Genomic DNA, 17947 nt, shown 5'->3' on the forward strand with positions numbered 1-17947 from the left:
TGTCCAATTTTTATTGATGGATTATAAGAATCGACTAAATAAAAGAAATATTGGTTAAAGGGTCAAATCCATTTGGTTTTGACACTTTAACCCAAATACAGTGTTAAAATATCGTGATTGTAATGGCTAAGCCTGTGCAATCACATTTTGGAGAGATCAGCATGCATTTAAAAAGCATAGAGTTGTACGGGTTTAAGTCTTTTGCCAATAAAATGGTATTTAAGTTTGAAAAAGGCATCACAGCTATTGTTGGTCCAAATGGCAGTGGGAAAAGCAATGTGGCAGATGCAGTCAGATGGGTGCTAGGTGAACAAAGTGCCAAACAGTTACGCGGTAACAAAATGCAGGATGTCATTTTTGCCGGTACCGAAGCCAGAAAGCCTCTTGGTTTTTGCCAAGTTGATTTAACCATTGATAATCAAGATATGAAAATCCCCATTGCCTATTCGGAAGTAACCGTGTCAAGAAAGGTCTATCGTTCAGGTGAAAGTGAATATTCAATAAATGGAACTACCTGTAGGATGCGGGATGTACTAGAGCTTTTTATGGATACAGGTATTGGACAAGAAGGTTATTCTATTATCGGACAAGGCCAGATTGAAAAAATACTATCGAATAAACCGGAAGAACGAAGGGCTTTATTTGATGAAGCGGTTGGCATCGTGAAGTTTAAGAAGCGCAAAGAAAATGCAGAAAAAAAATTAGATGAAGAAAAGCAAAATCTCTATAGAGTCAACGATATTATTACAGAATTAGCCTATCAGAAAGATACCTTAACAGAACAAGCTACCAAAGCAAAAGCCTATCTCAAGTATAAAGAAGAATTAAAAGTCTATGAGATTGGTGGTTTTGTTATGGAAATGAATAAAATCAACGCTCAACTAGGTGAAAATGAAGCAAAGATAAAAATCATTGAAGATCAAATCATACAAGTACGTTCAAATTATCAGCTCAACAAATCAAAACACAATGAATTTCTAAAAAAAATCGAAAATTTTGAAAGTGAGATTGATGTCATAAGGAATCAGTCAACCCAATTGACGGTACAAAAAGAAAAAAAAGAAAGTGAAATTAAATTAACACAGGAACAAATCACTCATCTAAATAGTAATATAAAAAGATTTGAAGTGGATATAAGCACTCTAAAGCAAAAAAAAGAAAAAAATGAAAAAGCGTTTGAAACATATCAAGAAGATATGGCCTCTCTTTTTGAAAGCAGTGAAAAAAGCGAAAGTAATTTAAAAGAGCAAGAAATTAAGCTTAAGAAAATTAATGATATTATACAAAAGGATGAAGACGCTGTTGGAATCATTCAAACCAATATGATAGAGCGACTTAATGAAATATCCAACATCAAAACAAAAATGCAACGGTATCACACAATGACTGAAAATTCATTGTCTAGAAAAGAAAGCCTTGAAGCTAGGCAAAGTATACTGGCCAAATCATTAGAAGTATTAAGAACGACTTTGAAAGACGAAACAGATTTAAGAGAAGGTTATCAAGCTGAAATATGCAAACTAGAGGAAGAAAAAACGGATATAAATGCCTCTTTAATTGCTTTGCACGAGGCAATCAGTGGCATAGAAATCAAACGTAATGCTATGGTTTCAGAGCTCCAGAATCTAAAGTCTAAGCATAAAGCATTAAATGAAATTACAGATCAATATGAAGGTTACAATCATAGCATTAAAAAAGTCATGTCACAAAGACATCTACCTGCTTATAAGAATAAGATATGTGGTGTCGTTGCTGACATCTTAAAAGTAGAGAAAAAATATGAAAAAGCCATTGAAATTGCCCTCGGTGGCAATTATCAAAATGTTATAACAGAAGATGAGGCAACAGCAAAAGGGCTTATAGAATATTTGAAAACTCAAAAAGCAGGTCGTGGGACGTTCTTACCAATTACTAATATCAAACCCAAGGTACAAAAAAATCCAACAATTCGAATGGAAAAAGGATTTATCGGTTATGGTGATGAATTAGTAGAAGCATCGGATAAATATTCGGATATTTTATCTTTTTTACTAGGGAGAACCATCATTGTAGGAGATATCAATGACGCAATATCAATGGGCAAAAAACATAACAACACCCTAAGAATTGTTACCTTAACAGGAGATGTGGTCAATCCTGGTGGTTCTTTAACCGGGGGTGCATATAAGAATGATAATACTCAGTTCTTGTCTAGAAAAAGAGACCTTGAGACCTTGAAAGAACGCATCCAAAAAATGGACCAGCAACTTAATGAAACAGATTTGACCTATCAAAATTTACTAAAAGAAAAAAGTGGATTAGATAAACAACTAGAGGAAATCCTCTCTAACATCCAAAAAGCTTCTATTGAATTAAATGGGAAAAATATTCAAATGCATCAATTAAATCGTGAAGTGGCTAAAAGTAATGAAGAACTAAAAGAACTTAGAATTGAAGAAGATCAGATTGTGGTTCAAGAACAAGAGTTGAACCTTCAGTTAAAAGAGCTCGAAAAAATCCTTATGGAAAATGAGGTTAATAAGGATGAAGCAGAATTTACCGTCAAACAAATGATGGAAAAATCACTTAATCTAAAGAAGGAAAAAGAAAACTTATTCGAAAGCATCACCAACATTCGTCTTGAATATGCATCCCTAAATGAACAACGTCAAAATGCAAAAAGCAATCTAGAACGAATGAAGGAAGAAATAAATGAATTGACAGACGATATCCAAAGAATAGAGTCGGATGTTCATGCTGCATGTATCAGTCAAAAGGATAAGGTAGAACTTCTTAAGACCTATGCTTATGAGATAACTACATTCGACGGGCGTATTCATGACGTACAAAATCAGATTAAGCAAAAAAATGAAGAGAAACAACAACTGAATAAAGAACAAGAACAATTGTACCTAAAGCAAGAAGAATTGTCTGAAAACATAACATTACTTGAAAAAGAGGCAGTAAGAATTCAAAATACCATATCAAAACTTGAAACTCAAAAAGAAGGCCTCATGGAATACATGTGGGATGAGTACGAGTTGACTTATAATCATATAATTGAGCAAGAAAAAAATCAGCTTGTCAATATGTCAACCATCAAGAAATCCATTGAAGCCCTTAAAACACAGATTAAGGATCTAGGCGATGTGAATGTCAATGCCATTACGGAATATAAGGCGGTCGATGAACGGCATCAATTTTTATCCGAACAAAAAGAAGATTTAATTGAAGCAGAAAGAGAACTTAGAAAAGTCATTATAGAATTAGAAGAAAAAATGCAATTTCAGTTTAGAGAACAGTTTAATGCAATTAACATTAAGTTTCAACAGGTTTTTAAAGAACTTTTTGGTGGCGGTAAGGCTTTTTTAAGACTTTCTGATGAGGAACAGGTACTGGATGCAGGGATACATATTAATGTACAACCTCCAGGCAAAAAACTTCAAAGTATGATGCTTCTATCAGGTGGTGAACGTGCTTTTACTGCCATTGCACTGCTTTTTGCCATACAAAGTCTTAAGCCATCTCCCTTCTGTGTACTTGACGAGATTGAGGCTGCTCTTGATGATGCTAATGTTGAAAGGTTTGCTAAGTATTTAAAAAAACTAACTGTAAATACACAATTCATCATCATTACCCATAGGAGAGGCACTATGGAAGTAAGTGATGCATTATATGGCATTACAATGCAGGAAAAAGGTATATCAACACAGGTATCCGTTAAATTATTAGAAGATATATTGGAATAAAATATAGATTGGTATTCCGGAAAGAAAGGTTATTATGTCAGAAAATAAAAAAAGAGGGTTTTTTGGTAAATTGGTCGAGGGCCTAACAAAAACAAGAGATAATATACTAGGTGGTGTGGATCAAGTTTTAAGTGGATTTTCAAATATTGACGAAGATTTCTATGAAGAACTAGAAGAAGCACTTATTATGGCTGACTTTGGTATTCATACGGCGCTAAGAATCATATCCGACATTAAAATAAAAATAAAAGAACAGCATATCAAAGATCCAATGGAAGTCAAAAAACTACTAAAAGAAGAATTAATGGAAATCATGTGCTTATCCGATGACGCCTATAGTTTTGAAGAGAAAAAATCCGTCATTTTGATTATCGGTGTTAATGGTGTTGGAAAAACCACGACCATTGGTAAACTGGCCATGCGTTATAAAGCTCAAGGCAAGAAGGTGGTCCTTGCAGCAGCGGATACTTTTCGAGCGGCTGCAATAGAGCAATTGACCGAGTGGTCTAATCGAGCCAATGTAGATATTATTGCGGGCCAAGCCAATTCGGATCCAGGAGCGATAGTTTATGATGCTGTTTTTGCAGCAAAAGCCAGAAAAGCTGATCTGCTTATTTGTGATACAGCCGGACGTCTTCATAATAAGAAAAACCTCATGGATGAACTTGGGAAGATCAATAAGATCATTGATCGTGAGTTTCCTGAGGCGCATAAAGAAGTATTATTGGTTCTTGATAGTACAACAGGACAGAATGCCTTACAACAAGCCAAACAATTCAAAGAAGTTGCCAATATTACAGGCATTATTTTGACTAAGCTTGATGGAACAGCAAAAGGTGGTATTGCTATTGCCATACAGTCGGAATTGAATCTATCTGTTAAATTTATTGGCATTGGAGAAGGTATCGATGATTTACAAAATTTTGACCCTAAAGAATTTGTTGAAGCCCTATTTAAACAGTAAGGCGTAAGCCTTCAAAAGAGTAACTTTAAGGAGAATTATGAAATATACCATATTAATGCGCCCTAATTATAATATTGCCTACCATGATGCGTATGTCAAAATGTGTCAGGTTGAATTAAAATCTTTATTAACGGCCTATAATTTCTTAGAAAGTGAACCGACGGTCCAAAATGTTAATAAAGCCACTTATATGACCTTTGAGTCAGATAGGGTATTGAATGCAAATGTATTAAGATCTATCTGTAGATTATCTTTTTTCTATGCCTTATTTCAAATTATTGATAAGGATCTATTTAAGCCGATTCTTATTGAGTATGTACCGGATTTTGAAGAAGATCTTAGTATACGTCTTAAATATAACGGAAAAACCAATGAGGTCATTACACGCATGATGATGAATCTAGCTTTATATCATTCAGATTTCTATGATGAACCTCATCTTAAGCTTCTTGACCCTTTATGTGGTAAGGGAACAACGTTATTTGAGGCCATGATTAACGGCTATGATGCCTATGGTGTAGAAAAGGATAAAAAACACGTGGCAGATCTTGGTACTTACATAACACGTTATATTAAAGATGCACGATTTAAACATACCAATCAAAGAGGTAAATTAATTCATAACCGTAAGACCATTGGTGAAACCTTTGAATTACAATATGCTAAAGAAAAAGATCAATACAAATCAGGGAAATTTAGGGAATTAAGGGTATTAAGAGCCGATACAACGAATTTTGAAGGTGCTTTCCGTCATAATTCAATCCACTTGATCGTAACGGACCTCCCTTATGGCGTACAACATAGTGGCAAAGAAAAAGGAGAAAAAACAATTGGTTTAAGTGGTCTATTAGACCAAGGCTTAACCTCATGGGATCCTTATTTGAAAAAAGGAGGCGCAATGGCCATTTCTTGGAATACTTACACAGATTCAAGAGCGCGCCTGATTCAGATGTTCGAAGAACACGGTTATATTGTAATGAAAGATCTTGAAATGTCCAATTTAGTACATCGTGTATCTCAAGCTATTACTAGGGATATTATTATTGCCTATAAGGGTTAATTTTTTGATACCTTATTTTTACCGAAATAAATTCAATATAAAGGATGAATTTTATAGTCCTTTAGGTTATGATAGAATAAGAATCTAATCCTGTATTCATATGAAAAGTAGGTGTTGAATTGAAAATAAATCATATTGCTATATGGACCAATCAACTTGAAGCCATGAAAACTTTTTATTGTCAGTATTTTAAGGGTAAAGCCGGTCACAAATATCATAATAAGAAAAAAGAATTTGAGTCCTATTTTATTTCTTTTGATGAAGGTGCTAGAATAGAGCTGATGACCATGCCTGATATTGTTGAACTTGAAGCGCATCAACTTTTATCATGTCTTGGATTGGCACATTTTGCTTTATCTGTCGGAAGTGAAATGGAAGTGGTTAGAATAACAGAAAAATTAAGATGTGATGGCTATACAATTGCCAGTGAACCAAGAGTTACCGGAGATAATTACTACGAGAGCCTTGTTTTGGATCCGGATGGAAACTGTGTGGAAATCACCGTATAACAAACCAAAAAAAATGAACTTGACATAGAACGAATATTGTCCTATAATACCACTGTAAAGTAAAAGACCTTAACAGTGGTGATGATGATGGATCAAGTATTCGAAAAAACTTTATTATTTGACTTTTATGGAGAATTGCTAACAGAACGCCAAAAGCAATTGTATCAACTATATAACCTTGATGATTTATCCCTAGGTGAAATATCAGAACAACTAGATATAAGCAGACAAGGTGTGTTTGACGCACTGAAACGATGCGATCAACAGCTGCATCACTTTGAAAGCAAATTACAGCTTGTACATCGATTCATTAGAAATAAAAAACGGGCCATGAAGATTCATGAGCTTATTTCAAAGCTCAAAGCAAGTCAGGATGATGAAGGTTTGACTGAGATTGAGGCCATCACGGAAGCAATGATAAAGGATATGTAAAAAATGGAGGCCTTACATGGCATTTGAAAGTTTATCTGACAAATTTCAGAATATATTTAACAACTTAAAGAAAAAAGGCAAGTTAAGTGAGGCGGATGTCAAAGCCGCTATGCGTGAAGTGAAAATGGCGCTTCTTGAAGCAGATGTCAACTTTAAAGTTGTTAAAGATTTTGTTAATACAGTAAAAGAACGGGCTATCGGGGATGAAGTTATGGAAAGCTTAACGCCCGGACAGCATGTAATAAAAATAGTGAATGAAGAAATGGTTACACTCATGGGTTCTGGTGAATCTGAACTCACATTCACTACAGGTGGTGGACCAACAATCTATATGATGGTCGGGTTGCAAGGTGCAGGTAAGACAACGACATCAGCTAAATTGGCCGGTTTATTAAAGAAAAAAGGCAAAAAACCACTTTTGGTTGCTTGTGATATTTATCGTCCTGCAGCGATCAAACAACTTCAGGTTGTAGGTGAACAGTTAGGTATACCCGTTTTTTCTATGGGCACTCAAAACAAACCCATTGACATTGCAAAAGCAGCCCTTGAGCATGGAAATAAAAATAATCATGATTTAATCCTATTAGATACAGCCGGAAGACTCCATATTGATGAAGGCATGATGGATGAGCTTATTGAACTCAAAGACGTTATGAAACCAAAAGAAACATTGTTGGTTATAGATGCTATGACGGGACAAGATGCCGTTCATGTGGCCGAGCTGTTTAATGAAAAAATCGGTGTTGACGGCGTTATTCTTACAAAATTAGATGGTGATACTAGAGGTGGTGCGGCTTTATCCGTTAAAGCAGTTACTCAAAAACCCATCAAATTTGCCGGAATGGGAGAAAAGTTGTCCGACCTTGAAGTCTTCTATCCAGAGCGTATGGCCTCAAGAATATTGGGTATGGGTGATGTATTAACTTTAATTGAAAAAGCCCAAAGCAATATAGATGAGAAAAAAGCATCTGAAATGGAACGTAAGTTCCGAAAAGCAGAATTTAATTTCGAGGATTTTTTAGAACAGATGCAACAGTTAAAAAGTATGGGTTCTTTATCGGATTTGATGGCTATGATTCCGGGTATGAGCGCCCAAATGAAAAACGTACAGATAGATGACAATGAAATGGCTAAAATGGAAGCCATGATTTTATCAATGACTTTAGAAGAACGTAATGATCCAAGTGTTATTAATATTTCCAGGAAAAATAGAATTGCAGCAGGTTCAGGGAACAAAATCCAGGATGTGAACCGTTTTATCAAGCAGTTTGAACAATCCAAAAAAATGATGAAACAAATGAGTGGCATGATGGGTAAAAAAGGGCGACGTGGCGGTAAAAGTATGTTCGGTAACCTGCCCTTTTAGTTCATGAATACCTACATATCGGGTACATACCCAAGGTGTGGTTTCTATATACAATTGATAGAAATAGGCTAAGGATTAGTTGGCCATTGAAAATCAAACATTAAATATAAGGAGGTGAAACACATGGTGAAAATGAGACTTAAGAGATTAGGACAAAAGAAAGCTCCTTTTTATAGAATCGTAGTTGCAGACTCAAGATCTCCAAGAGATGGTAAGTTTATTGAGCAATTAGGCTACTATGATCCAACAAAAGATCCAATCGATCTTAAAATCGATGCGGAAATAGCTAAAAAATGGCTTAGCACAGGCGCTCAACCTACGACAACTGTAAGCAAACTTTTGAAAATCGCTGGTATCGTTGAATAAGGTGTCTAAAGATCCTATTTGGGACGAATAAGCACTGTCATTTACGTAGGAGGTCGGCATATGAAAGAATTAGTAGAAGCAATTGCGAAAGCACTGGTGGATCATCCTGAAGCTGTTGTTGTCAACGAAGTTGAAGGTGAACGTTCTACGATTTTGGAATTGAAAGTGGCACCGGATGATATGGGTAAAGTAATCGGCAAACAAGGTCGTATCGCTAAAGCCATTCGTACGGTTGTCAAAGCAGCTGCAACCAAAGATGATAAACGTGTGGTTGTAGAAATACTTTAACCATTTGATACATTTCACAAAAATGATTAAGTTAAGCTAATCAATGGGCTGTCTTATAAGTGATACGTTCTGTGAGCGATATTTCTTACGAGACAGCCTTATTTACTAAAGGTTAAAAAAGGTGGTAACATGGAATATATGTATATTGGTCGTGTGGCAAACACCCATGGTGTAAGAGGTGTCATTAAAGTTCTTCCAACCACAGATGACCCAAAACGATTTGAATTGTTAAAAAAAGTTAAGATCGAAGATGCACGAGGTAAAGAGGCTGATTATACAGTGGTGAAGGTTAAGTATTTGCATCAGTTCGTCTTACTGGAATTAAAAGAAGTGATGGATATGAATATGGCCGAAAGTCTAAAACAAGGCATTATTAAGATACCCAAAGAAGAAGCTTTGCCACTGGAGACTGATGAATATTATGTTCAAGATTTAATAGGCTTAAAGGTTTATGACCACTTAGATATCTATATGGGTATTATTAAAGACGTACTTTTTACAGGCAGTAATGAAGTATATGTGGTTACGCTTGAAACCGGCAAAGAACTCTTACTACCTGCCATTAAAGATTGTATTCTGGATGTGGACATAGCAAGTAACAAAATGAAGGTTTATGTCATGGAAGGATTGATGTGATGAAGTTCAATGTCTTGACACTTTTCCCAGATATGGTTATGGATAGTTTAAATCATAGCATTATTGGAAAGGCTATAGAAAAAGGTATTCTTCAAATCAATTCCATTAACTTTAGAGACTTTAGTGACTCAAAACACAATTCAGTGGATGATTATCCATATGGTGGTGGTGCAGGCATGGTCATACAAGCACAGCCGGTCCTAGATGCATATGAAGATCTTGTCAAAAAGGAAGGCCCCTCGAGATTGATTTATATGACACCCCAGGGAAAAACCTTTAACCAAGCAATGGCCGAAGAGTTTGCCCAGGCGGATCAGTTGACTTTTCTGTGTGGTCATTATGAAGGCGTTGATGAAAGAATCATTGACAGTATTGTGACCGATGAAGTCTCAATAGGAGATTTTGTTCTAACAGGTGGTGAGATGGCCGTAGTTCTTATTATTGACGCTGTTGCAAGATTAATCCCTGGTGTCCTAAAGAACAATTGCTCCAGTGAACATGAAAGCTTTCAAGATCACCTCCTCGAATACCCTCAATACTCAAGGCCAGAAGTCTTTAGGGGTATGCGTGTACCAAAAGTCTTATTATCTGGGCATCATAAAAATATAGAAATCTGGCGTAGGGAGCAATCCCTTTTAAGAACTTGTAAAAAAAGACCGGATTTATTATCATATGCTAATTTGACGGAAAGTGATAAACAATTTTTGAAAAAATATTGCAATTATGATGTAAATATGCTATAGTAATTTACTGTGACTACGGATGTTCCGCTTTTATGAAACGGATATTATGAACATCTATGATGGAAGGAGGATACTCAAATGAATAACATTATTAGAGGCATTGAGCAAGCTCAATTAAAAGAAAATGTAGAGTTATTTAACGTTGGAGATACAGTACGTGTATATGCAAAAGTTAAAGAAGGCAACCGTGAAAGAGTTCAGATGTTCGAAGGAACAGTTCTTAGCAGACAAAACGGTGGTTCCAAAGAAAACTTTACAGTAAGAAGGATTTCTTACGGTGTTGGTGTTGAAAGGTCATGGCCTGTACATTCACCAAACATTGAAAAAATCGAAGTAATCAGACGCGGTAAAGTAAGAAGAGCAAAATTAAATTACTTAAGAAACCGTATCGGTAAGAGCGCTAAGGTTAAGGAATTAATTCGATAAGAGTATCTTATATGAGAGTAAAAAGGGTAAGGCCAACATCTGGTACTGCCCTTTTATTTTTTTATAACTAATGTATTGTATGAAAAGTTCAACTGTGTAGTTTTGAAACCTTAACCTTGGTTAAAAGTTTATTACATTTTTTAAAATAACTTGAGTTGTCATGTGAAAAAGGTGTACAATGACATAACAAGGGGCAGATAATCTTTAGTTCGACGTTAAACGTATGAAAGAAGGTAAAAACTTGGAAGAGAACAAATTAAGAAAAGAACTTATAGGTTGGGCTAGAGACCTTACCATAGCACTATTAGTTGTATTTATAATCTTTAATTTTTTGGGACAAAAAACGAATGTCGTTGGAAAATCGATGGAGCCAACACTCCATGATGGTGATCAATTGGTGGTTGATAAATTAAGTTATCGTTTTAGTGAAATCGAACGTTATGATATTATTATTTTCCCCTATGAGCCTAAGCTATATTATATTAAACGAGTCATTGCCCTTCCTGGGGAGTCTGTAGACATACAAAATGGTACACTTTTAGTGAATGGTGAAGCAATAGATTCTAAATATAATTTTGATATAATAACAGAATATGGAAATAATTTACCGATTGTCGTGCCACCCAATGAATATTTCGTACTGGGTGATAACCGTAATAATAGCTCAGACAGTCGCTATATAGATGTTGGAACCATACATAAAAAGGACATCATTGGAAAAGCGGTGGTACGGATTTGGCCGCTAAAACTAGTTGGATTCATTGATGGTTAGATGCCATTTCGAGATGTGTTCTAGGCTTTCAGCTAGCAAGTCGGCCGCAACTCATATAGAAATCCTACACGTAGGGAAATAGAGTTATTAAATTAATTGATACTAGGAAAGCATAGTGGGTAATCACTCATTATGCTTTATATATGCAGAGAAATATGAGGTTTTATATGAACATACAATGGTATCCAGGTCATATGACCAAAGCAAAAAGAATGATGGAAGAGAACATAAAACTTGTTGATGTAGTTATTGAACTGGTAGATGCAAGAGTACCCATTAGCAGTCAAAACCCAGAGGTACTTAAACTTGCCAAGAATAAGCCTAGGATTATCGTTTTAAACAAGGTAGATTTGGCCGATGGAAAAGAAACAAAAAAATGGGCAGAGTTTTTTTTAGACCAAGGCTACGTTGTAGTTGAGGTGAACTCACAAAACGGAAAAGGTATAAAAAGTGTATCTGCGGCTATTAATCTAGCATGTAAAGAAAAGATTGAACGTAATAAAAAACGTGGCTTACTCAACAGACCTATGCGCGCTATGGTGGTAGGGATTCCTAATGTTGGGAAAAGTACATTTATCAATAAACTGGTTGGTAAAGCCAGCGCCAAAACAGGTAACAAGCCTGGTGTAACAAAAGGCAAGCAATGGCTAAAGTTGAAAAATGAGTTTGAACTTCTAGATACTCCTGGTGTGTTATGGCCTAAATTTGAAGATCAAAATGTAGGAATCAAACTGGCTATGATTGGCTCCATACGGGAAGAAATACTGGACACTGAAGGTCTGGCAATGTTAGCGTTAGAGTTCATGCGAGATCGATATCCGAAGCTATTGTTGGATAAATACCCAATGACGGATGTGGCGGGTAAAAAAGGTCATGAGTTACTTGAAGCGGTAACCATAACTAGACATCTTTTAAAACCGGGTGGTGAACCGGACGTTTCACGAATGGCTAAAATGTTTTTAGATGAATTTAGAAATGGGAAAATAGGCAAAATGACCTTAGAGTCTGTATTAGAGTATACATAAGAAATAGGTGCTGATTTTAGTACCTATTTCTTATTAGGGTAAAAGAGTAAAACTTATTTTTACTAAACGCATATACAAAAGTTAAATTAGACGCCTTAACCATATTATGCAAATAATAGAAAATATCTTTATCAGAACCTTGTCATAGGTTATAATGGAAACAGATATAAGCAACCACTAACAAATCAGGGGGGTACTATGGATACTTTGCCCATCAATAACATTAAAAAAATCTACAAAGAAACCGACGTCTATGGACTGGATGCTTTTATTAAACAATTTAAAGAGGATGATAGAGCAGGTGTGAAATATTTGGTTGACTGTTCAAGAAAAAAAATACATGCTTATAATAGGGAATTAGACAGAATTGAACGTATGCGCACTTATGAATATAAATATGACCATTTAGAATATATTTGTGGTATTGATGAAGTGGGACGAGGACCTTTAGCCGGTCCGGTAGTCACAGCAGCTGTCATTCTGAAGAAAGACACGAAGCTACTTTACATTAATGATTCCAAAAAACTATCAGAGAAAATGCGAGAAATGCTCTACGATCAGATTATGGATGAAGCCATCGCGGTAAGCATTGGTTTAGAAAGTGTCGAGACAATCGATTCGATTAATATATTACAGGCCACTTATAAAGCTATGAAAAAAGCGGTCACCAATCTTAACACTAAGCCGGATATACTCCTAGTGGATGCGGTTACCATACCGGGTATTAAACTAAAGCAACTACCCATCATTAAAGGTGATGAAAAGAGCATCTCAATAGCCGCAGCCAGTATAATAGCAAAAGTAACGAGAGATAGAATGATGAAGGATTATCATGAAATCTTTCCGGCCTATGATTTTGATAAAAATAAGGGTTATGGTTCGACAACACATATTGAGGCCATTAAAAAAGTAGGACCTTGTTCTATTCACCGTAGATCTTTTATAAAAAACCTTGTTACACAAACCCATATAAGTACTTCAAGGAGTGATGAATTTGAAAATAGATCCGAGCATGATTCATAAAAAATATGGTCAGGTTCAAAACACAGGAGAAACCAATGGCTTAAAAGGTGAGAAGCTAACCTATATAGAAGGTCAGGTTGTCAAAGGTGAGGTTCTTGATGCGACCTTAACCGGTGTAAAAATCAAGCTCACAAATGGTCAAATACTTGATGCAAAGTTAGCACAACCAGCCATGTTTTCTATTGGTGATGAAGTTGCTTTAGCTGTAAAAGAAGCGTCTGCAAAACAAATACTGCTTACGACTTTACAGCAAGCGCCTCAATTGGTAGATGATAAACTAATAAATATTTTAGAAAATGCCAAACTACCTATGACAGAAGAAAATCATCATTTGGTTCGTCAATTAATTGAAAATAATATGGCCATCAGTGACAAAAGCTTAAAAAGTTTTATACAATTAACCAAGCAGTTTTCCGAAGCAACGGTTAAACAGCTTATTTTCATGGTAAAGCATGACATACCGATAACGTCGGAAAACATACTGCAACTCACCATGTTAGAAAATAATGAGCATGCTTTGATGAAAAGCATAACGGCCTTAGCCGATGATATAACAACCGCCATGGGCTCTAAGGCGGAGTTTTCCCCATTACTGGTCAAAAACACCCCAACATTAGAACAAAGCACAACGCCATTAACCTTGCTTACAAACAACAAAAATAGCAGTGATTTTTTTAATAACCTAAACCAAGTTATAAAGGCCACATCGAACTCAAACATAGATGCATGGCCTAAGCCAACGTCAAAAACACCCATTGGAGATATGCTTCTTATAAAAGATGTGGAAAAGCTAACAAGTCACTTAAGACAACAAGTGATTGTGCATGCTAATGATTCAGGAGAAAAGTTACCTCCAAGCGACACTCAAAAGCAGTTGATTGAAAAACTAGAATCCGGAAAACAATTGGATTTATTAGACTTCGTTAATATAGGAAAAGAGAAGCTGTTACCAATAGAACAATTAAGGGATATTCTTATACAACTTAAGTCGGACAGCACTTATGCTACTCTAGTCAAAGGTATGCTTATGTCAAAAGATGAACTCGGGGACATGGTACAAGTCAAAGATTATTATAAGACCTTAAATCAAAAAATGACTGAATTAATTAAAACAGATGAACATGCTTTGAAAGATGAAGGTAACAATGTCTTAAAAGAAGCTCAAAATATCAAGTTTTCACTATCCTTTCTTAATTCACTTGGTAAGGACTTTAGCTTGATCCATCTACCTATGCTATTACAAGACCAACTCTTGCATTCGGAACTCTATGTTATTGGTGATCGAAAGAAAAATAGAGATAAAGAAAAACCCGTAACCGCACTTGTACGTCTTGATCTCCTAAATCTTGGTCATACAGATATTCATATAAAAAAAACAGGAAAAAATTTGGATATTCAGTTTTTTATGACTGATGAAAAACAAATTCCCATCGTAAATGAAAATCTATATGAACTTCATAACCTATTAAATCGAAAGAACTTTAATGTGCTATCCATAAAGGTATTAGCTTTGCAAAAATCTTTTGATATTGTAACCGATTTTCTTGATAGGCAGGATATAAAAGCCAACATCAGCAGGTATACTTTTGATATGAGAGCGTGATGATAATGAAAGAGAAAAAAAAAGCAGTTGCTATTAAGTATAGTGAAGGTCAAGTAGCACCAAATCTAGTGGCAAAAGGAAAAGGCGTCATTGCTGATAAAATCATAGAAAAAGCTCAAGAGGAAGCGTTACCTATATATCAGGATGCCAAACTAGCCGATGAACTAACGAAACTGGAGATTGGCGATTACATTCCTGAAGAGCTGTATAAAGTGGTGGCTGAAATTCTGGTTTTTGTGACGGATTTGGACAAACTACGTGATAAAATATAAAAATAGAGTAGACATTTTTTACAATTGACGAGGGGGTCTTATGAACAAAAGAGATACGGGCCATCACTATGAAGAAATGGCCGTCAGCTATTTGATTAAAAAGGGCTATAGGATTATTAAAAGAAACTATTATACAAGATATGGTGAAATTGACATCATAGCCTATAAATCATCTACTTACATTTTTATTGAAGTTAAATATAGAACCTCAGATAAAAAAGGTAAACCTTTTGAAGCTGTCGGTTATGCAAAAAGACAAAGATTAATGAAATCAAGTTTAAGCTATTGTAAGGTTATGAATTTGTTTGGTCAGTCTATGCGCTTTGATATTATCGATATCCTTAATGAAACCCTTACACATTATAAAAACGCTTTTGAAATGGATAAAAGATATGTGAATTATTGAAAGGAATCAAGATGATACGTTCTAAAAGTTTATATATTGACAGGCACAAAGAAGTTGTGATTATAAAGCTACCCCCTTTAGAAGCTACCGGTTTGGTGAACCATGGGTTCTCAACAAAACTTGGAGGTATAAGCAAGGGTGTTTATGAATCCATGAATCTTGGGAAAAATAGGGGTGACTCACCTTATAACGTTGAAGAAAACTTCAATCGATTTTGTGATACCCTTGGTGTTGATGCAGATACTTTGGTTTTTAGTGACCAAGTCCATGAAGCAGAAGTACGTGTGGTTGGGAAAGAAGATCGAGGAAAAGGGTTTTATAGAACATCGGATATTATTGGTGTGGATGGTTTAATAACCAATCAAGTAGGTGTCACACTCACTACCTTCTATGCGGATTGTGTCCCTTTGTTTTTTTTGGATCCAATAAAAAAGGTTATTGGCTTATCCCATGCAGGATGGAGAGGAACCGTCAAAGGTATTGGACCAAAAACAGTAGAACGCATGGAACAGACCTATGGCAGCAAACCCAAAGATATTTTAGTTGGGATTGGACCTTCCATAGGGTCTTGTTGTTATGAAGTTGGTACGGATGTTATAAAAGAGTTTGAAAAATATCTAAATCATGATATAATTGTACGGATTATCTCAAGAATAAATGATGAACACTTTAAATTAGATCTTTGGGAAGCCAACCGATTGTTATTGCTAGGTGTAGGTATTGATGATAAAAATATGGTTGTAACGGATTTGTGTACTAAGTGCCATAGTGATATTTTTTATTCTCATCGATTTATGGGAAACCAAAGAGGCAGTCTTGCGGCTATGATTGCTTTGAAATTGAAGACCGAGTAAAGATTGAGTTGTCATGATGAAGAAGGTGAAGCATTGGAATTAAAGCATTACAACAAAGATGAAGCATATTATCATAAGATTCTTGGCGTAAAACAAGACAGTATTGCAGGCGAACTAGGCATAAAGTCGGGAGACAAGCTGATAAGTATTAATGGTAAAAAAATCCAAGACGCCTTGGATTATCATTTATTTGTTCAAGATGAGTTTATTGATTTGATGATTTATAACTTAGAACACAATGAACCTTGGCTGTATGAGATTGAAAAAGATGAAGATGAAGATCTTGGACTGATCTTTGATAACAATTTAATGGATGAATACCGTTCATGTAGAAATAAATGTGTCTTTTGCTTTATTGACCAATTGCCAAAAGGCATGCGTGAAACTTTATACTTTAAGGATGATGATGCCAGACTATCATTTTTACAAGGCAACTATATTACCCTAACAAATATGACCAGTAGAGAAGTGGACAGAATTATAGAGTATCATCTGTCTCCAATTAATATATCCATTCACACCATGAACTTAGAGCTGCGACAAAAGATGTTGAAAAACAAAAATTCAGGTAAAATAGTCACCTACATGAATCGTCTTTATGAAGCCGGCATAACCATGAATGGTCAAATTGTACTTTGTAAAGGACTAAATGACCAAGACGAATTAGTCTATTCAATTCAAGCTCTTGGCAAATATATACCTCATCTTCAATCCGTATCTATTGTACCTGTTGGTTTATCCAAACATAGAGACGGCCTTTACCCTTTGGCGCCTTTCTCAAAAGAGGATTGTATAGAAATCATCAAGCTTGTAGAAGGTCTTCAACAACAATATATGGCACAATATAATCATCATTTCATTCATCTAGGTGATGAGTTCTATATCATGGCGGGAGTAGAAGTGCCTACTGAGTCTACTTATGATGGGTATTTACAACTGGAAAATGGTGTAGGTATGACCCGTATGTTTGTAGATGACCTAACAAGAGAAATAGAAGGAATGAATCATATAAGCATTAAAGAAACTAAAATAACCTTAGTGACAGGAAAGCTATTTGAACCAATATTAAAAAAACTTATGTCCATGTTAGAGTCTAAGGTTCAGAATCTGAAACTTCAAGTTATTGGTATTGAAAATATTTTTTTTGGTCCTCAGATTACGGTATCAGGGTTATTAACAGGCAAAGATATCCTTCATCAGCTAAAGGCCTTTGATCTTGGTCAACATCTTTATTTGCCGGACAATATTCTAAGGGATGGTGAAGGGGTATTGCTAGATGATACGACGGTTTCAGATATGGAAAAAGCTATTGGCATACCGATGGCATTTATTGATTGTTTTGGTAGTGATTTGATTCAATCGATACTGAACCATATTGAACCAAATAGAATATAATGGTTAAAAGGTCAAAACTAAGTTTCACTAAATTCACATACAATATATAGATTACGTTGATATGTTCCCAGCGATAATT

The 17947-nt window shown here is 35.4% G+C and carries 19 protein-coding genes; all 19 read left to right on the plus strand.

Features of this window, described 5'->3' with window-relative positions:
* The first annotated feature begins 161 nt into the window (after positions 1 to 161).
* The 19 genes from smc (at position 162) to AC6F8J_RS12220 (ending at position 17868) form a co-directional block, all read left to right on the plus strand.
* Positions 162 to 3728, plus strand: coding sequence for a chromosome segregation protein SMC (gene smc / locus AC6F8J_RS12130; RefSeq protein WP_500723619.1), 3567 nt, complete (start codon positions 162 to 164; stop codon positions 3726 to 3728).
* A gap of 34 nt (positions 3729 to 3762) precedes the next feature.
* Positions 3763 to 4692: a signal recognition particle-docking protein FtsY gene (gene ftsY, locus AC6F8J_RS12135; protein WP_500723620.1), complete on the plus strand. Its 930-nt coding sequence runs from the start codon at positions 3763 to 3765 to the stop codon at positions 4690 to 4692.
* 37 nt (positions 4693 to 4729) lie between these two features.
* The gene (locus tag AC6F8J_RS12140; RefSeq protein WP_500723621.1) at positions 4730 to 5752 is read left to right on the plus strand and encodes a TRM11 family SAM-dependent methyltransferase; all 1023 of its coding nucleotides are present in this window, start codon (positions 4730 to 4732) and stop codon (positions 5750 to 5752) included.
* 119 nt (positions 5753 to 5871) lie between these two features.
* Positions 5872 to 6261, plus strand: a complete 390-nt coding sequence (locus AC6F8J_RS12145; protein ID WP_500723622.1) for a VOC family protein — start codon at positions 5872 to 5874, stop codon at positions 6259 to 6261.
* Positions 6262 to 6348: 87 nt separating this feature from the next.
* Positions 6349 to 6693, plus strand: coding sequence for a YlxM family DNA-binding protein (gene ylxM / locus AC6F8J_RS12150; RefSeq protein ID WP_500723623.1), 345 nt, complete (start codon positions 6349 to 6351; stop codon positions 6691 to 6693).
* 16 nt (positions 6694 to 6709) lie between these two features.
* Positions 6710 to 8059, plus strand: a complete 1350-nt coding sequence (gene ffh / locus AC6F8J_RS12155; RefSeq protein WP_500723624.1) for a signal recognition particle protein — start codon at positions 6710 to 6712, stop codon at positions 8057 to 8059.
* Positions 8060 to 8182: 123 nt separating this feature from the next.
* A complete protein-coding gene (rpsP, locus tag AC6F8J_RS12160) occupies positions 8183 to 8425 on the plus strand; it encodes a 30S ribosomal protein S16 (RefSeq protein WP_275841311.1) in 243 nt (80 codons plus the stop codon).
* Positions 8426 to 8485: 60 nt separating this feature from the next.
* Positions 8486 to 8713, plus strand: coding sequence for a KH domain-containing protein (locus tag AC6F8J_RS12165; protein ID WP_125135491.1), 228 nt, complete (start codon positions 8486 to 8488; stop codon positions 8711 to 8713).
* 129 nt (positions 8714 to 8842) lie between these two features.
* Positions 8843 to 9349, plus strand: coding sequence for a ribosome maturation factor RimM (rimM, locus tag AC6F8J_RS12170; RefSeq protein ID WP_500723625.1), 507 nt, complete (start codon positions 8843 to 8845; stop codon positions 9347 to 9349).
* Complete coding sequence (gene trmD / locus AC6F8J_RS12175) at positions 9349 to 10092, plus strand: tRNA (guanosine(37)-N1)-methyltransferase TrmD (protein ID WP_500723626.1); 744 nt, start codon at positions 9349 to 9351, stop codon at positions 10090 to 10092. The genes rimM and trmD overlap by 1 nt, the downstream gene beginning before the upstream one ends.
* A 78-nt stretch (positions 10093 to 10170) precedes the next feature.
* Positions 10171 to 10518: a 50S ribosomal protein L19 gene (gene rplS / locus AC6F8J_RS12180; protein WP_500723627.1), complete on the plus strand. Its 348-nt coding sequence runs from the start codon at positions 10171 to 10173 to the stop codon at positions 10516 to 10518.
* 223 nt (positions 10519 to 10741) lie between these two features.
* The gene (lepB, locus tag AC6F8J_RS12185) at positions 10742 to 11290 is read left to right on the plus strand and encodes a signal peptidase I (protein ID WP_500723628.1); all 549 of its coding nucleotides are present in this window, start codon (positions 10742 to 10744) and stop codon (positions 11288 to 11290) included.
* Positions 11291 to 11457: 167 nt separating this feature from the next.
* Positions 11458 to 12315, plus strand: a complete 858-nt coding sequence (gene ylqF / locus AC6F8J_RS12190; RefSeq protein ID WP_500723629.1) for a ribosome biogenesis GTPase YlqF — start codon at positions 11458 to 11460, stop codon at positions 12313 to 12315.
* Between the two features lie 198 nt (positions 12316 to 12513).
* Positions 12514 to 13338 (plus strand): ribonuclease HII, encoded by an 825-nt coding sequence (rnhB, locus tag AC6F8J_RS12195; protein WP_500723630.1) that lies wholly within the window; start codon positions 12514 to 12516, stop codon positions 13336 to 13338.
* The gene (locus tag AC6F8J_RS12200) at positions 13310 to 14941 is read left to right on the plus strand and encodes a hypothetical protein (protein WP_500723631.1); all 1632 of its coding nucleotides are present in this window, start codon (positions 13310 to 13312) and stop codon (positions 14939 to 14941) included. Before rnhB ends, AC6F8J_RS12200 begins: the two co-directional genes overlap by 29 nt.
* Positions 14941 to 15213 carry an EscU/YscU/HrcU family type III secretion system export apparatus switch protein gene (locus AC6F8J_RS12205; RefSeq protein ID WP_500723632.1) on the plus strand — a complete coding sequence of 91 codons (273 nt, stop codon included), beginning with the start codon at positions 14941 to 14943 and terminating at the stop codon, positions 15211 to 15213. Before AC6F8J_RS12200 ends, AC6F8J_RS12205 begins: the two co-directional genes overlap by 1 nt.
* Before the next feature lie 40 nt (positions 15214 to 15253).
* A complete protein-coding gene (locus tag AC6F8J_RS12210; RefSeq protein ID WP_500723633.1) occupies positions 15254 to 15619 on the plus strand; it encodes a YraN family protein in 366 nt (121 codons plus the stop codon).
* Between the two features lie 11 nt (positions 15620 to 15630).
* Positions 15631 to 16473 (plus strand): peptidoglycan editing factor PgeF, encoded by an 843-nt coding sequence (pgeF, locus tag AC6F8J_RS12215; protein ID WP_500723634.1) that lies wholly within the window; start codon positions 15631 to 15633, stop codon positions 16471 to 16473.
* 3 nt (positions 16474 to 16476) lie between these two features.
* On the plus strand, positions 16477 to 17868 hold the full coding sequence (locus AC6F8J_RS12220) for a DUF512 domain-containing protein (protein ID WP_500723635.1): 1392 nt from the start codon (positions 16477 to 16479) through the stop codon (positions 17866 to 17868).
* Positions 17869 to 17947: the final 79 nt, after the last annotated feature.

It is taken from the genome of Petrocella sp. (assembly GCF_059865615.1).

Excerpts from the sequence above, each read along its gene's own strand:
- AC6F8J_RS12210 (WP_500723633.1), top strand. The coding sequence starts at position 15,254 with ATGAACAAAAGAGATACGGGCCATCACTATGAAGAAATGGCCGTCAGC.
- AC6F8J_RS12205 (WP_500723632.1), top strand. The coding sequence starts at position 14,941 with ATGATAATGAAAGAGAAAAAAAAAGCAGTTGCTATTAAGTATAGTGAA.
- pgeF (WP_500723634.1), top strand. The coding sequence starts at position 15,631 with ATGATACGTTCTAAAAGTTTATATATTGACAGGCACAAAGAAGTTGTG.
- trmD (WP_500723626.1), top strand. The coding sequence starts at position 9,349 with ATGAAGTTCAATGTCTTGACACTTTTCCCAGATATGGTTATGGATAGT.
- lepB (WP_500723628.1), top strand. The coding sequence starts at position 10,742 with ATGAAAGAAGGTAAAAACTTGGAAGAGAACAAATTAAGAAAAGAACTT.
- ftsY (WP_500723620.1), top strand. The coding sequence starts at position 3,763 with ATGTCAGAAAATAAAAAAAGAGGGTTTTTTGGTAAATTGGTCGAGGGC.
- AC6F8J_RS12165 (WP_125135491.1), top strand. The coding sequence starts at position 8,486 with ATGAAAGAATTAGTAGAAGCAATTGCGAAAGCACTGGTGGATCATCCT.
- ylqF (WP_500723629.1), top strand. The coding sequence starts at position 11,458 with ATGAACATACAATGGTATCCAGGTCATATGACCAAAGCAAAAAGAATG.
- rimM (WP_500723625.1), top strand. The coding sequence starts at position 8,843 with ATGGAATATATGTATATTGGTCGTGTGGCAAACACCCATGGTGTAAGA.
- rplS (WP_500723627.1), top strand. The coding sequence starts at position 10,171 with ATGAATAACATTATTAGAGGCATTGAGCAAGCTCAATTAAAAGAAAAT.
- AC6F8J_RS12140 (WP_500723621.1), top strand. The coding sequence starts at position 4,730 with ATGAAATATACCATATTAATGCGCCCTAATTATAATATTGCCTACCAT.
- smc (WP_500723619.1), top strand. The coding sequence starts at position 162 with ATGCATTTAAAAAGCATAGAGTTGTACGGGTTTAAGTCTTTTGCCAAT.
- rnhB (WP_500723630.1), top strand. The coding sequence starts at position 12,514 with ATGGATACTTTGCCCATCAATAACATTAAAAAAATCTACAAAGAAACC.
- rpsP (WP_275841311.1), top strand. The coding sequence starts at position 8,183 with ATGGTGAAAATGAGACTTAAGAGATTAGGACAAAAGAAAGCTCCTTTT.
- ffh (WP_500723624.1), top strand. The coding sequence starts at position 6,710 with ATGGCATTTGAAAGTTTATCTGACAAATTTCAGAATATATTTAACAAC.
- ylxM (WP_500723623.1), top strand. The coding sequence starts at position 6,349 with ATGGATCAAGTATTCGAAAAAACTTTATTATTTGACTTTTATGGAGAA.